Source organism: Shewanella gaetbuli (genome assembly GCF_023284065.1).
GTDB lineage: Bacteria > Pseudomonadota > Gammaproteobacteria > Enterobacterales > Shewanellaceae > Shewanella > Shewanella gaetbuli.
In genome coordinates this window covers 107,623-122,321 of sequence record NZ_JAKIKP010000004.1, presented here as the reverse complement: position 1 = coordinate 122,321, position 14,699 = coordinate 107,623, and the positions used below count along the sequence as shown (strand labels likewise).

10 protein-coding genes and 1 tRNA gene are annotated in these 14,699 nt (G+C 40.0%); 3 read left to right on the top strand and 8 right to left on the bottom strand.

Annotated elements, in window-relative coordinates; genetic code table 11:
• Positions 1 to 32 precede the first annotated feature (32 nt).
• The 4 genes from L2672_RS07445 to L2672_RS07430 form a co-directional block, all read right to left on the bottom strand.
• A tRNA-Ser gene (locus L2672_RS07445) sits at positions 33 to 120 on the bottom strand.
• Positions 121 to 250: 130 nt separating this feature from the next.
• On the bottom strand, positions 251 to 880 hold the full coding sequence (locus L2672_RS07440; RefSeq protein ID WP_248995201.1) for a YchE family NAAT transporter: 630 nt from the start codon (positions 878 to 880) through the stop codon (positions 251 to 253).
• A 617-nt stretch (positions 881 to 1,497) separates the two neighbouring features.
• Positions 1,498 to 3,543, bottom strand: coding sequence for a dipeptidyl-peptidase 5 (locus tag L2672_RS07435; RefSeq protein ID WP_248995200.1), 2,046 nt, complete (start codon positions 3,541 to 3,543; stop codon positions 1,498 to 1,500).
• A 169-nt stretch (positions 3,544 to 3,712) separates the two neighbouring features.
• On the bottom strand, positions 3,713 to 5,260 hold the full coding sequence (locus L2672_RS07430) for a fumarate hydratase (protein ID WP_248995199.1): 1,548 nt from the start codon (positions 5,258 to 5,260) through the stop codon (positions 3,713 to 3,715).
• A gap of 154 nt (positions 5,261 to 5,414) precedes the next feature.
• Between L2672_RS07430 and pabB the strand changes: the two genes are divergently transcribed.
• On the top strand, positions 5,415 to 6,851 hold the full coding sequence (gene pabB / locus L2672_RS07425) for an aminodeoxychorismate synthase component I (protein ID WP_248995198.1): 1,437 nt from the start codon (positions 5,415 to 5,417) through the stop codon (positions 6,849 to 6,851).
• A gap of 63 nt (positions 6,852 to 6,914) precedes the next feature.
• On the opposite strand, the gene L2672_RS07420 is transcribed toward pabB, so the two are convergent.
• Genes L2672_RS07420 through zwf form a run of 4 tightly spaced genes read right to left on the bottom strand, consistent with a single transcriptional unit; the run spans position 6,915 to position 11,592 of the window.
• Positions 6,915 to 7,556, bottom strand: coding sequence for a bifunctional 4-hydroxy-2-oxoglutarate aldolase/2-dehydro-3-deoxy-phosphogluconate aldolase (locus tag L2672_RS07420; protein ID WP_248995197.1), 642 nt, complete (start codon positions 7,554 to 7,556; stop codon positions 6,915 to 6,917).
• Between the two features lie 18 nt (positions 7,557 to 7,574).
• Positions 7,575 to 9,401: a phosphogluconate dehydratase gene (gene edd, locus L2672_RS07415; protein WP_248995196.1), complete on the bottom strand. Its 1,827-nt coding sequence runs from the start codon at positions 9,399 to 9,401 to the stop codon at positions 7,575 to 7,577.
• 12 nt (positions 9,402 to 9,413) lie between these two features.
• Positions 9,414 to 10,112: a 6-phosphogluconolactonase gene (gene pgl, locus L2672_RS07410; protein ID WP_248995195.1), complete on the bottom strand. Its 699-nt coding sequence runs from the start codon at positions 10,110 to 10,112 to the stop codon at positions 9,414 to 9,416.
• 10 nt (positions 10,113 to 10,122) lie between these two features.
• The gene (zwf, locus tag L2672_RS07405) at positions 10,123 to 11,592 is read right to left on the bottom strand and encodes a glucose-6-phosphate dehydrogenase (protein WP_248995194.1); all 1,470 of its coding nucleotides are present in this window, start codon (positions 11,590 to 11,592) and stop codon (positions 10,123 to 10,125) included.
• Positions 11,593 to 11,915: 323 nt separating this feature from the next.
• On the opposite strand from zwf, the gene L2672_RS07400 reads away from it, so the two are divergent.
• Together L2672_RS07400 and pyk are read left to right on the top strand one after the other, a co-directional pair.
• A complete protein-coding gene (locus L2672_RS07400) occupies positions 11,916 to 12,770 on the top strand; it encodes a MurR/RpiR family transcriptional regulator (protein WP_248995193.1) in 855 nt (284 codons plus the stop codon).
• Positions 12,771 to 13,069: 299 nt separating this feature from the next.
• A complete protein-coding gene (gene pyk / locus L2672_RS07395; RefSeq protein WP_248995192.1) occupies positions 13,070 to 14,509 on the top strand; it encodes a pyruvate kinase in 1,440 nt (479 codons plus the stop codon).
• Positions 14,510 to 14,699 lie beyond the last annotated feature (190 nt).

The following is a 14,699-nucleotide window of genomic DNA, read 5'->3' as shown; positions in this document are numbered from 1 at the left end:
AAAAGACGTCCGAAGACGTCTTTTTTATAATTTGGCGGTGACGGAGAGATTCGAACTCTCGATACGTTGCCGTATACACACTTTCCAGGCGTGCTCCTTCAGCCACTCGGACACGTCACCTTATGTTAATTCTTAGCAGAATCAGGGCGCTACTTTACGCAAATGCCATAAGGTGGTCAAGGGAAAAAACCACAATTAGCATCATTTGCGCAATTGCTATGCAAATCCCCATATCAGGCCTTTAGACTGGTTATATTAAGCTTGGAAACAGCCCTTTTACACCTTGACTAATAATTTCAATTGCCAGCGATAACATCAGTAGCCCCATAATACGCGTGATCACGTTAATCCCTGTTACACCAAGCAATTTGTATATAACAGGTGCCATTTTGAATAAGCCCCAGCTACATAAACCAAATAGCACGACAGTGAAAAACATACCTAACATATTAGCAATGCCATTATGCTCTGCTGCATAAACAATAACAGAACTAATTGCACCAGGGCCTGCCATTAAAGGCAATGCTAGCGGGACGACTGCAACAGAATCCATGCCAGATGATTCACGATCTTCTTCTTTGTTACGTTTAACTTCACTAATTTTACCTTGAAGCATCGACATAGCGATAATACAAATCAAAGTACCACCGGCGATTCTAAAAGCAGATAAAGAAATACTGAACATATTTAGAATATGCTGCCCTACTAACATGGTGATAGTTAAGATCACCACCACAGCAAAGTTAGCGACTTTATTGGTATGCTCACGTTCTAAGTCAGTTTGATGACTGGTCAAACTCACAAAAACCGGTAATAAGCCAACAGGATTGATGATGGCTACCAATCCTAAAAAAAACTTGATAAAAAGCATGTAATCCAATGACGTATCCTCTAAATACTGCTGTTGAATTGATTTCTCAAAAAGGTGCGCTACTTTAATGCAAGTTGCCCCGTTTATGAAGTGAGATTTTTTATAAAACTAACCTAAATCGCATTAGTTTAATTTATATCAAGTTTTAACTTAGAACATCTTAAGCCTTAGGGCAAAAAGAAACTTAATAACATAAAAATTAACAGTCGATCATTTGTGGCTTAGATTAATACTAAGGTGATGATTATTTGACCTATTATAGCCTTTTTCTGAAAGCCAAATAAAAATCATGTTGTTACCCCTGAATTTAGTGTGGAATTGCGATACAATAAAACTCTAAATTTTTAGCTGACTATGTGTCAGTGTTCCAAGGATACTTATGCCTCTTCGCAATAAGGTTTGCCAAAAGAATAATAGCCGTAAATTTAGCAGCTCTCGTAGACGAATGACTTACTATTTATGGATTACAAAGCCAAACCACTCTTCTAGTCATCCAACCTTGCCTGAGAAAGATCAAGACTTGCCAAAATCATCATAAAAAAATGTGATGCCTGTTAAAGACATCACATTTTGTTTATGTCGAATAAAGATAACGGCTAGCTCATTAAACTAGCCGTTAATTTCATTTATTTAGCTGTCCAACGTCCCATCCAACGGAATACATTTTCGTACCATTGTTGTAAATTGTCTTGATTCAAAATCCAATGATTTTCATCTGGGAACATTAACAGTTCTGATGGAATGCCTTTACGTTGCATAAAGCTAAATGCCGCTAGGCCTTGGCCATAAGGGACTCGAAAATCCTTTTCGCCATGGATTACCAACATTGGTGTTTGCCAGTTTTCTACATAGTTAACAGGGTTAAACTTTTCAAATAGCTCTTTGTTATCTGCATATGTACCACCAAACTCGTATTCAGGGAACCACAACTCCTCGGTTACATAATACATTGAGCGCATATCAAAAAGGCCTGCGTGGTTCACTAAACATTTGAATCCATCATTCCAATGTCCTTGGAACCAATTCATCATGTAACCACCGTATGATCCACCTAATGCACATGCGTTGTTGGCATCTAACCAAGGTTGTTGTTCAGTAACCGCTGCCATACCTTTTTTAAGATCTTCTAAAGGTTTACCGCCCCAATCTTTACTGATTGAATCTGTAAATGCTTGGCCATATCCGGTTGAACCATGGAAGTCGACCATAACAACTCCGTAGCCTGCACCCGCCCATAACTGAGCGTTCCAACGACCACTAAATGAATTACCAAATGAGCCTTGTGGACCACCATGTACTAAATAAGCAATCGGGTATTTTTCACCTTCTTTAAAATTAGCGGGTTTTATCCAGTAACCGTGAACGGTTTCATCATTCCAACCTTTAAAATTGAACTGTTCAAACTCACCAAACTTAACTTTGGCTAATTTTTCTTTGTTCACTTCGGTTAAACGCTGTAAATTTTCGCCTTCTAAACTAATGGTATATAAGTCACCCGGCTCAACTAATGAGGCATGTTTGAACACTAATTTGTCTTGTGCCACCGCAATTAAGCTATTGCTGCCATCATTGTAAATTGGGCGCACATCGCCAAACTGTGGGTTAACTTCAAATATTGTTACTTGCCCTACATCCTGAGCGGTCACATAAATATTACGGCCATCAGGGCTAAATGTGATGGAGTGCGGGCTACGATCCCATAAAGGAGCGACTTCTTTTTCTTGGCCAGTGACAGTATCTAATAACATGATGCGATATCTGTCAGCTTCAAAACCTGGCTTAGTCATTGCTAAATAAGCCATGTAACGACCGTCTGGTGAAAACGTTGGGTGTGAATCCCAAGCTTTGTTATCTTCAGTTAAATTAATCGTTTCGCCACCACTAACGGGTACTTTCCATAAATCGTAGTTAGTGGTCCAAGCTTGATCTTTACTCGGCGCTTTTGCACTGTAAACAATATGCTTTCCATCTGGAGTGAACGTCACCTCCTCCATGCCTGAAAACGGCTTAGGGGGTGTTTCAGTATCACGACCTTGCGTGACATTTACGGCATCAACAATTTTTTTACCATCAACGTTAGCAACAAATAAATGGTTTCTTGCATGGTCTTCCCATGTGTCCCAATGACGAACCATTAGCTGTTTGTATTCGCGGCCGGTAGTTTTGCTGTCAGCAAGTTGCTGCTTCTTTTCAACGGTACAAGTTAGAGTTTCGCATTCCGGAAATACCCGCATGGTCATCACAACTTGCTTACCATCTGGCGATAATTTGTAGCCATTAACATCTAATGGTAAATCTGAAACTTGCTTCGCCTCGCCACCGCTAAGTGCAAGGTTGAATAATTGACTACTACCAGAACGATTAGCTAAAAAGTAAATGCTTTTATTGTCTGGTGCAAACACAACATCATGCTCTGTACCTGCTGCTGAGGTAAGTTGCTGAGGTTTTGCATCTTTTTTAGTTAAATCTAATGAGTAAAGGTCTGAGCTTGCTTCACCTGCATCGTCAATGACTTTGACACCATAAACAAGCGTTGAGGCATCTGGAGACACTGCATAAGAATGCACTTTATTCATGCTAACAAGATCTTGAACAGTAAAAGGTTCTGCACTGTGCACTGAAGAAGCCATTCCTGCGGCAACCATTGCAAATAAAATAGAAGAGGTTTTCATGAGCTAGATTTCTCTTTTGTGATGTTTTGTTGATTGTTATATTGATCGTTTTGTTGATTGTTTTATCGAGTTAGTTTGTTTGAACAATACCTAATCTCAAACGCTCAAACAACCGTTATACCAAGATAAAGATTATTTAAGCGTTTGATAATACTGAACTACAATTTAATTATTTTTTTGACTCAGCAATATTGATTTTCCAAATTGCTGGCCCAGTTTCATGGGCGTTATCACCATTTGAATCCACGGCAACAGTAACAGGCATATCTTTAACTTCAAATTCGTATATCGCTTCCATACCTAAATCTTCAAAAGCAACGACACGAGATTTTTTAATCGCTTTAGATACCAAATAAGCTGCACCACCCACGGCCATTAAATAAACCGCTTTATGTTTTTTGATTGATTCAACCGTTTGTGGTCCACGCTCAGATTTACCAATCATGCCCATTAAACCGGTTTTTTCCAACATCATGTCGGTGAACTTATCCATACGAGTGGCGGTAGTTGGGCCAGCTGGGCCAACAACTTCATCACCCACTGGATCAACTGGACCTACGTAGTAAATAAACTTACCCGTAAAGTCGACGCCTTCAGGTAAACCTTCACCAGAATCAAGTAATGTTTGAATACGTTTATGGGCAGCATCGCGGCCAGTCAACATTTTACCGTTAAGTAATAAAGTATCACCGCTTTTCCAGGTTTCAATTTCGGCTTGGGTAACCGTGTCTAAATTAACGCGGTGAGTGTTTTCACCGGCTTCGCGAGTAATTTCAGGCCAATCATCTAATGATGGCGGGGTTAATTCTGCTGGACCATTTCCGTCTAAATGAAAGTGTACATGACGAGTCGCTGCACAGTTAGGGATCATCACAACAGGTTTTGAGGCGGCATGAGTTGGGGCTGATTTAATTTTAATATCTAAAACTGTGGTTAAGCCACCTAACCCTTGAGCACCAATACCTAAATCATTAGCACGATTAAAGATATCTAAACGCAGTTTTTCTTCTGCTGTTTCAGCACCTTTTTCAATAAGTTCGTGAATATCAACCGGGTCCATTAATGACTCTTTGGCCATCACAGCGGCTTTTTCAGCCGTACCACCAATACCTATACCTAGCATTCCTGGAGGACACCAGCCTGCACCCATTGTCGGTAACGTTTTTTCTACCCAAGCTGCAATATCATCAGACGGATTTAACATCGCCATTTTAGATTTGTTTTCTGAACCACCACCTTTTGCAGCAATCATCACTTCAACTTGGTTGCCTGCCACCATATCAATATGAACAACTGAAGGCGTGTTATCACGAGTGTTTTTTCGTGCTCCAGCAGGGTCAGCAACAATTGAGGCACGTAATGGATTATCTGGATTGGTGTAAGCTCTTCTTACGCCTTCATCAACCATTTGTTGCACTGTCATATCGGTTTTATCCCAAGACACATTCATACCCACTTTAACAAAAGTGGTGACAATGCCCGTGTCTTGACATAACGGGCGTTTACCCTCAGCAGACATACGTGAATTTATCAAAATTTGAGCGATCGCATCTTTTGCAGCAGCGCTTTCTTCACGTTGATAAGCTTGGTACATTGCATCAACAAAATCTTTAGGATGATAGTAAGAAATATACTGCAAAGAATCTGCAATACTTTCAATAAAATCAGCTTGTTTGATGACAACAGGTGTTGAGGAAGTCTGAGTGTTTATAGACATATAGGGGCGCTCCAGCAGCCATTCGGCCTAACTTAATTATCGTTTTTATCATCAGTTGAAAATCAACTGAATTTAGGTATTAATCCTTTGGTGGCCAATATGATACTCTTTCCATCCTTTTTGGGCTACCGCACTTTTAAGATAAGGTTAATCGATGATGCAACGTGGTGAACAAGCGTTAACAATTACACCATTAAATTGGACAAATTCGACACACGAAATTTTCGAGTTAGTCTGCCTTGAACCATGGGCAATGTTGTTAGATTCCGCTGGCGCAGAACACCAAGATGCGGCATTCGACATTATTGTATTTAACCCTATTGCTACGCTTACCAGTGATAATGGTCAGATTAACTTTAAGCCAACGACTCAGTTAGAAGCACAATTTGATAATAGTGTAAAAGCCATTAATCAGGCGCTTAAACAGCCAGACATCAAACCATTAGATGCGCTTAATATCTGTAAACAACAGCTCTATCCTATAAAAAAACAATCTAAACTGCCTTTTAGTGGCGGTGCACTGGGCGCCTTTAGTTACGATCTTGGGCGTACAATTGAACAGCTTCCGACAACTGCGGTTAGAGATATAGTTACAAGCGAGTTAAGTATTGGTTTTTATGATCAGTGCTTAATTTATAGTTATCACGATAAAACATGGTATTACGTGTGTTACCAGCAAGATGTTGAACCATCTATTGTCAACATAATCAATTCATTATTAGTTGATAAGCAGAGCCAAAATGCCCTTACTGAGCAATTTAAGTTAACAACCGCTTGGCATAATCAAACTACTAAAGCGCAGTATTATCACCGCTTTGATCAAGTTCAACAGTACTTATTAAGCGGTGATTGTTATCAAATCAACTTAACGCAACGATTTGAAGCTGAGTATCAAGGTGATGAATGGCAAGCTTATAAAGCGCTAACGCAAGCTAACAAAGCGCCCTTTTCTGCTTTTATTAGATTAAAAAATTACGCTATTTTATCGATATCACCTGAGCGTTTTATACAACTTCACGAAAACCAAATAGAAACAAAACCGATTAAAGGTACCCTACCAAGGCACTCAGATCCGTTATTAGACCTACAACAAGCAAACAAGCTAAAACAGTCTGAAAAGGACCGAGCAGAAAACGTGATGATTGTTGATTTGCTCCGTAACGATATAGGCAAAGTAGCAGCACCTGGCAGTGTGAGTGTGCCTAAATTGTTTGAGATTGAAAGTTTTCCTGCGGTACATCATTTAGTGAGTACAATTACTGCTAAATTATCACCTAATTACAGCGCTATAGATTTATTGAAGTCGAGTTTTCCTGGTGGCTCAATCACTGGTGCCCCAAAAATTAGAGCCATGGAAATAATAGAAGAGCTTGAACCTTCTAGACGCAACATTTATTGCGGCAGTATTGGTTACATCAGCCAAGACGATACTATGGACACTAGCATCACTATTCGAACATTAATCACTGATGCGAATAAAATATACTGTTGGGCAGGTGGTGGTGTTGTTGCTGACTCCAATGTTGATGCTGAATATCAAGAATGTTTTGATAAAGTCAGTAAGATTCTTCCGATACTTTCAGCAATTTAAGTAAAATTTTGAAAACAAAAAAGCCAGTGAAAACACTGGCTTTTTAATAACAAACTTAGCAACTTATAGACCGTTCAACGCATCTTTACACAGTTGAGTTATTGTTTGCCAATCCTCGGCATCAACCGCATCTGTTGGTGCAATCCAACTACCACCAATACAGTCAACATTACCTAGCGCTAAATATTCTTTATAAGATTTAGGGCCAATGCCACCGGTTGGACAAAAACGAATACCGCTTAACGGACCCGAAAATGATTTAAGTGCGTTAACACCACCAGAGGCTTCAGCAGGAAAGAACTTAAAATGAGTGTAACCTAATTCCATACCCACCATAACTTCAGAAATACTTGCTACGCCTGGGATAAGCGGCACATTGCCCGCTTTAGCCGCTTTAAGTAAATCAACAGTAGCACCTGGAGTGATGATAAATTGCGAGCCCGCCTCAACAGCTTGCTTTAGCTGCTGTTCATTTAAAATTGTACCCGCACCGACTAACGCTTCAGGTACTTCTTTAGCAATTTTAGCTATAGCTTCTAAAGCGCAAGGAGTACGCAATGTCACTTCTAATACACTAATACCACCTGCAACTAATGCTTTGGCTAGTGGTACAGCGTGTTCAATTTTATTAATGACCATCACAGGCACAATCGGACTACGCTTAAACACATCTTGTGGTTGAAGTGACCAGTTATTCTCACTCATTAGTTGCTTTCCCTTTAATTAATAAATTTCGTCAATTGCGTTTGTGCTTCTGGCACCGGTTTCAGGACTACTTAAACTACGGCGTAAAGAACCAAATAACTCACGTCCCATGCCATAGGCAGAATGATGAAGATCAACTTGAGATGCTTCTCTTGCTTGATAAGTTGCTTCCTCAACTAACAAGCTCAGTTCACCTGTTTCAGCATTAACGCGAATCAGATCGCCATCTTGTACTTTGGCTATCAAACCACCGTCTAGTGCCTCTGGTGTTAAGTGAATAGCTGCAGGAACTTTACCTGAAGCGCCCGACATACGACCGTCTGTAACCAATGCAACACTAAAGCCTTTATCCTGTAAGCTACCCAAATAAGGGGTTAACTTATGAAGCTCTGGCATACCATTGGCTTTTGGCCCTTGACCTTTAACCACAACAACGCAATCACGATCTAGTTCACCGGCTTGGAATAGCGCATCAAGTTTATTTTGGTCATCAATGACAATGGCTGGAGCCTCAACAATACGATTTTTCTCAGGTACGGCAGACACTTTAATCACTGCGCGACCTAAATTACCTTTGAGGAGTTTTAAGCCACCGTTATTTTGAAATGGCGTATCTAAATGAGTTAACACTTCTTTGTCTAATGAAGCGCTTGGCCCCTCTACCCAACGTAATTCACCGTCTATTAATCTTGGCTCTTGGGTATATTTGCGTAAGCCAAATCCTGCGACAGTTTGTACATCTTCATGTAATAAACCACCATCCAATAATTCTTTGACTAATAACGCCATGCCGCCTGCTGCATGGAAGTGGTTAATATCCGCATGACCATTAGGATAAACACGCGCTAATAGAGGCACTGCATCAGACAGCTCTGAGAAGTCATCCCAGTTCACAATGATACCTGCAGCACGGGCAGCAGCAACGATATGCATGGTTAAGTTAGTTGAACCGCCAGTAGCTAACAAAGCAACAATGCCATTAACCACTGATTTTTCACATACTACTTCACCAATTGGCGTATATTGAGTCCCCATTTCGGTTAAGCGACATACCTGCTTGGCAGCCATGTTATTGAGTGCTTCACGTAATGGATCATCTGGATTAACAAATGATGAACCCGGCAGTTGTAGCCCCATCACTTCTAGCATCAGTTGATTCGAGTTTGCCGTTCCGTAGAAGGTACACGTACCCGCACTGTGATAAGACGCAGATTCAGCAGCAAGTAACTCATCACGACCAATTAATCCTTGAGCAAACTTTTGACGAACACGCGCTTTTTCTTTATTTGGAATACCAGACTTCATTGGGCCAGCAGGAACAAATAACATCGGTAAATGACCAAAGCTTAAAGCACCAATTAAAAGCCCTGGGACAATTTTGTCACAAATACCCAGCAATAAAGCGCCATCAAACATATTGTGAGAAAGTCCGACAGCGGTAGACATTGCAATGACTTCACGGCTAAGTAAGCTCAATTCCATGCCTGGTTGACCTTGAGTCACACCATCACACATAGCAGGTACACCCGCCGCAACTTGAGCAACACTGCCGACTTCTTCACAGGCAGCCTTTAACAGTTTTGGATAGTCTTCATACGGTTGATGTGCAGACAACATATCGTTGAATGACGTCACGATACCAATGTTGGCTTTAGTAAACTGACGTAATGAATCTTTTTCAGCGGGTTTACATGCTGCAAAGCCATGGGCTAAGTTGCCACAGCTTAATGCACTACGATGTACACCTTTTGCTTTTGCGTCATTAAGTGCTGACAAATAAGCTTTACGTGATTTTTGGCTACGAGCGATTATTCGGTCAGTAACGGTCTGTACTACTGAATGCATGTGACTACTCCTTTATGCGCTGTAGAACACATCAACGGGCGTTTTACGCTGCGCTAATACGGCTCTAATCGGCATTTCAGTTACATCGTCATTCTCAAGAGCTTGACGATAAACGGTTAATTTTGATTCACCCACAAGATGCAAATAAATTTGACGGCTATTCAGAATCGCATCTTTAGACAAAGTGATTCGTGCATGTGGTGCAGTGGTTGGATTAACTGCCACACACACTTCTTTGGTGCTTAACGCATTATTAAGTTCGCTGCTGCATGGGAACCATGAACATGTATGTCCATCTGTACCCATTCCAAGCACAACCACATCAAAAGGACGTGGGAAATTCGCCAAAGACTCACCAGACATTGCCGCTCCAGCTTCTGGAGTCGCAAACATATTTTTTAAGCCTCTGAACTTTGCGCTAGCGGCGCGGTTTTGTAACAGATGCTCTCTTACCAATCTTTCATTTGAATCTTTTTCATCAGACTCAACCCAGCGCTCATCAGCTAAAGTAATATAAACTTCCGCCCACTCAATTGGTTTTTTACTTAATAGCTGAAATAATTTCAATGGTGTTGAGCCACCAGAAACAATCAGACTTGCTTTACCACGACTATCAATAGCATCTTGCAATTGAGTCGCAATTTTATCAGCTAATGTCGATTCTAAATTTGCTGGTGTTTCAAATGATTTAAATACAGATTCTTTAATCATAATGATTTCCTTATTCGTCCCAAGAGCGACCGTCTTTGGTGATCAGCGCAACTGATGCCACCGGCCCCCATGTACCCGCTGGGTAAGATTTTGGACGTTCTCCACTTTGCTCCCATGCTTGAATAATACCGTCAACCCATGTCCATGCTTGCTCTACTTCATCACGGCGCACAAATAATGCTTGGTTACCTAGCATCGCTTCAAGTAGTAAACGTTCGTAAGCATCAGCAATACGTTCGTTGGCAAAGGTATCTGAGAAACTCAAATCCAATTTAGTGGTTTGTAAACGTTGCTTTTGTTCCAGACCAGGAACTTTATTCATCATTTGAATTTCAACCCCTTCATGAGGTTGCAAACGAATGGTCAGTTTATTAGGCGGAAGATTACGGTAGTTAGAGCGATATAGATTATGTGGAGGGTTTTTGAAATAAACCACAATCTCACTGCTCTTGAATGGCATACGCTTACCACTGCGTAAGTAGAAAGGAACACCCGCCCAACGCCAGTTATCAATATCAACTCTTAACGCAACGAAAGTTTCAGTATTTGACTTCTTGTTAGCACCCTCTTCTTCTAAGTAACCCGGAACTGGAGAACCTTTTAAGAAGCCAGCACTATACTGTCCACGTACAGTATTTTCATGCACGTTATCTTGATTAATTGGACGAAGAGACTTAAGTACTTTTACTTTTTCATCACGAATATTGTCTGCATCTAATGTTACCGGCGGGTCCATAGCCACTAAGCTAAGTACCTGTAATAAGTGATTTTGAATCATATCGCGCATTTGGCCTGCGCCATCAAAATAACCCCAACGGCCTTCAATTCCCACTTCTTCTGCGACAGTAATTTGCACATGGTCAATAGTACGGTTGTCCCATTTTGATGCAAATAATGAATTAGCAAAACGAAGTGCAATCAAGTTTTGAACCGTCTCTTTACCTAAGTAATGGTCAATACGGTAAACTTGATTCTCGTTAAAGAACTTAGCCACTTGATCATTAATCACATGAGATGACTCTAAATCTGTTCCAATTGGCTTCTCTAAAACCACACGGGTGTCAGAGTGAATCAATTTTTGCTCATGTAAACAACGACAAATAGCACCAAAAATAGAAGGTGGCGTCGCAAAATAATTAACCATTACACGTTTCTTTGGCTCTAGTAAGTCGTGGAATGCTTTGTACCCTTCTGGCTCAGTGAAGTTGGTACCAATATAATGACAACGTGAAAGGAATCGTTCTAAAGTCGTTTGGCAAATTTCATCCTTAACGAATGTGTTCAATGCCTTTGTAACAATCTCTATAAACTCTTCTTGTGTAAAAGCATCTTTAGCAACACCAATAACTTTAGTGTCTTTATCTAAAAGCTCTGCTTTATCTAATTGGTAGAGTGAAGGTAAAAGTTTACGTCTTGCTAAGTCCCCTTTGGTTCCAAACAACACAAAATCGCACGCTTTTGCACCTGATGATTTACCCATTACTGACAACTCTCCTTTATTATTTCGTGTTTATTTTGTTATCTACTGATGATCAAAAACACACTTTTGTTGTAATATAACAACAGAATTTGAATTATGCATCTAAATTTTGCAAATAATCCCTTGTTTACCCTGTAGTCATTTTGGTACGTTATCTGCTATGATTTTCAACAAACACAGATAATAACAATAGTTATGTAGTTAAACGTCTGCTTGAAAATTTACTACAGTTTACTTACATAGGTAAAAAAAATACCACCACCCTGTGTTTTTTTGAACTTAGATTACAAGAACATTACCTCTTTATTTGCGGATGCATGATTATGAATACATTAGAAAAGGTCCAAAAAAACCTAGCACAATTTAGTAAGTCAGAACGTAAAGTCGCTGAAGTTATTTTGGCCTCACCGCAAACTGCAATTCATTCTAGTATTGCTACCTTAGCAAAAATGGCTGACGTTAGTGAGCCAACCGTTAATCGTTTTTGTCGTCGTTTAGATACTAAGGGTTTTCCTGATTTTAAGTTACATTTAGCCCAAAGTCTTGCTAATGGTACGCCATATGTTAGTCGACATGTAGAAGAAGACGATAGCCCAGACTCTTATACAACAAAAATCTTTGAATCATCAATGGCATCCCTCGATACAGCAAGGCAAAGCCTAGATACCGCGGCCATTAATAAAGCGGTAGATATCTTAACTCAAGCGAAGACTATTTCGTTTTTTGGCCTTGGAGCTTCATCTTCTGTCGCTCACGATGCGCAAAATAAATTCTTTAGATTTAATGTACCCGTCATTTGTTTCGATGATGTATTAATGCAAAGAATGAGCTGCATTAACTGTAATGAAGGCGATGTAGTAGTATTGATATCTCATACTGGCCGCACAAAGTCTCTGATTGAGATTGCCAGAATTGCCCGTGAAAATGGTGCGGCGGTTATTGGTATTACCGCACGTAATTCCCCTCTTTCTTTAGAATGTACTCTCCCAGTTACCATGGAAGTACCTGAAGATACTGACCTATATTTACCAATGGCATCACGTTTAGCTCAACTAGTTACTGTTGACGTTTTAGCTACTGGGTTCACTTTACGACGCGGCCCACGTTTTCGTGACAACCTAAAACGCGTAAAAGAAGTACTAAAAGAATCCCGTGTAAACAAAGACTTGACTATTTAATCTACAAATTTTTTTGTTTTGAATTGTAATTACGACATAGTTACTATTAAGTAATTACTAATTAATAGATTATTTATTCAACTGAGAAGGCTACTGCATCAATGCTTTAGCCTTTTTTTTATGAAAAACGTTTTCTCTGTCACAAAAAATACACATCAAATAAGGCTTTTTTGTTTGTAACTTTACTACATTTTTTGTGAATGTCTGTTACTATACATACATCATTTTTAGTACCAATATTAAAGAGTACTTTTAATAACCATTTTTAATCTTTCATCTTATATTTAACGGAGTATGTTATGTTCCGCAGAACAAAAATTGTTACTACTTTAGGCCCTGCAACTGATCGTGATGATAATTTACGTAAAATTATTGCGGCGGGTGCAAACGTTGTTCGTATGAACTTCTCTCATGGCACACCTGAAGATCACAAAAAGCGTGCTGATGATGTTCGCACCATTGCTAAAGAGCTAGGTAAACATGTTGCTATTTTAGGTGATTTACAAGGCCCTAAAATTCGTGTTTCAACGTTCAAAGACAACAAGAAAATTCAACTTAACCTTGGTGACGAGTTCATCTTAGATGCTGACCTAGCAAAAGGTGAAGGTGATGAGAAGCAAGTTGGTATCGACTATAAAGAATTACCACGTGATGTAGTCATCGGTGATATCTTAATGCTTGATGATGGCCGTGTTCAATTACGCGTTGAGCGTGTTGAAGGTAATAAAGTATTCACTTCAGTAACAGTTGCAGGTCCTTTATCAAATAATAAAGGTATCAACAAACAAGGTGGCGGCTTAACGGCCCCTGCATTAACTGAAAAAGACATGGCAGATATTAAAACTGCTGCGTTAATTGACGTTGACTACTTAGCTGTTTCTTTCCCTCGCACAGGTGCTGATTTAGATTTAGCGCGTAAACTTGCTGAAGAAGCTGGAAGCAAAGCACTTATCGTTGCCAAAGTTGAGCGTGCAGAAGCCGTAGCAACTGATGAGGCAATGGATGATGTTATTAAAGCATGTGATGTTGTTATGGTTGCCCGTGGTGACCTAGGTGTAGAAATTGGTGATGCTGCACTTGTTGCTGTTCAAAAGCGTTTAATTTTACGCTCACGTCAGTTAAACAAAGCTGTAATTACTGCAACGCAAATGATGGAATCTATGATTTCAAGCCCAATGCCAACACGTGCTGAGGTTATGGACGTTGCTAACGCTGTTTTAGATGGAACGGATGCAGTAATGTTATCAGCGGAAACTGCTGCTGGTGATTTCCCTGAAGAAACCGTTAAAGCAATGGCTAACGTTTGTGTTGGTGCTGAATCTCACCCAAGTGTAAAACAGTCAAAGCACCGTTTAACGCAAAACTTTACTTCAGTTGAAGAAACTATCGCGTTATCAACTATGTATGCAGCTAACCACCTAGAAGGTGTTAAAGCCATTATTTCGCTTACAGAGTCTGGAGCAACGGCTAAATTAATGTCTCGTATTAGCTCTGCACTGCCTATCTTTGCGTTATCTCGTCATGCAAAAACATTAGCAACGACAGCGTTATATCGCGGTGTTCAACCAATGTATTTTGATTCAACCGTATTCAGTGCTGATGAGTTAGCAAAAGAAGCATTAAACACTATGGTTAAAGCTGGTTACCTTAAATCTGGTGACATGGTATTAATGACTAAAGGTGACGCAATGGAAACCATCGGCGGCACAAACACTTGTAAGGTTTTAGTTGTTGCCTAATGCATAACTAACTTTTACTACTAAAAACGCCAATCAATTTGATTGGCGTTTTTTTGTGGCTGAAGACATAGACCCTCGATAAAAGATGTCGAGGGTGACGGTGTCTCTATCATTTCAGCGTCGCTTTCCCGCCGTCATTTCAGCAATGCTTTTGGGCTGAAATCTGCTTTTTATATTCTATAACCAATAA

Coding starts and splice junctions, on each gene's coding strand:
- L2672_RS07420 (WP_248995197.1), bottom strand. CDS start 7,556: ATGAGTGAGAATAACTGGTCACTTCAACCACAAGATGTGTTTAAGCGT.
- L2672_RS07430 (WP_248995199.1), bottom strand. CDS start 5,260: ATGTCTATAAACACTCAGACTTCCTCAACACCTGTTGTCATCAAACAA.
- pabB (WP_248995198.1), top strand. CDS start 5,415: ATGATGCAACGTGGTGAACAAGCGTTAACAATTACACCATTAAATTGG.
- L2672_RS07435 (WP_248995200.1), bottom strand. CDS start 3,543: ATGAAAACCTCTTCTATTTTATTTGCAATGGTTGCCGCAGGAATGGCT.
- edd (WP_248995196.1), bottom strand. CDS start 9,401: ATGCATTCAGTAGTACAGACCGTTACTGACCGAATAATCGCTCGTAGC.
- pgl (WP_248995195.1), bottom strand. CDS start 10,112: ATGATTAAAGAATCTGTATTTAAATCATTTGAAACACCAGCAAATTTA.
- pyk (WP_248995192.1), top strand. CDS start 13,070: ATGTTCCGCAGAACAAAAATTGTTACTACTTTAGGCCCTGCAACTGAT.
- L2672_RS07400 (WP_248995193.1), top strand. CDS start 11,916: ATGAATACATTAGAAAAGGTCCAAAAAAACCTAGCACAATTTAGTAAG.
- zwf (WP_248995194.1), bottom strand. CDS start 11,592: ATGGGTAAATCATCAGGTGCAAAAGCGTGCGATTTTGTGTTGTTTGGA.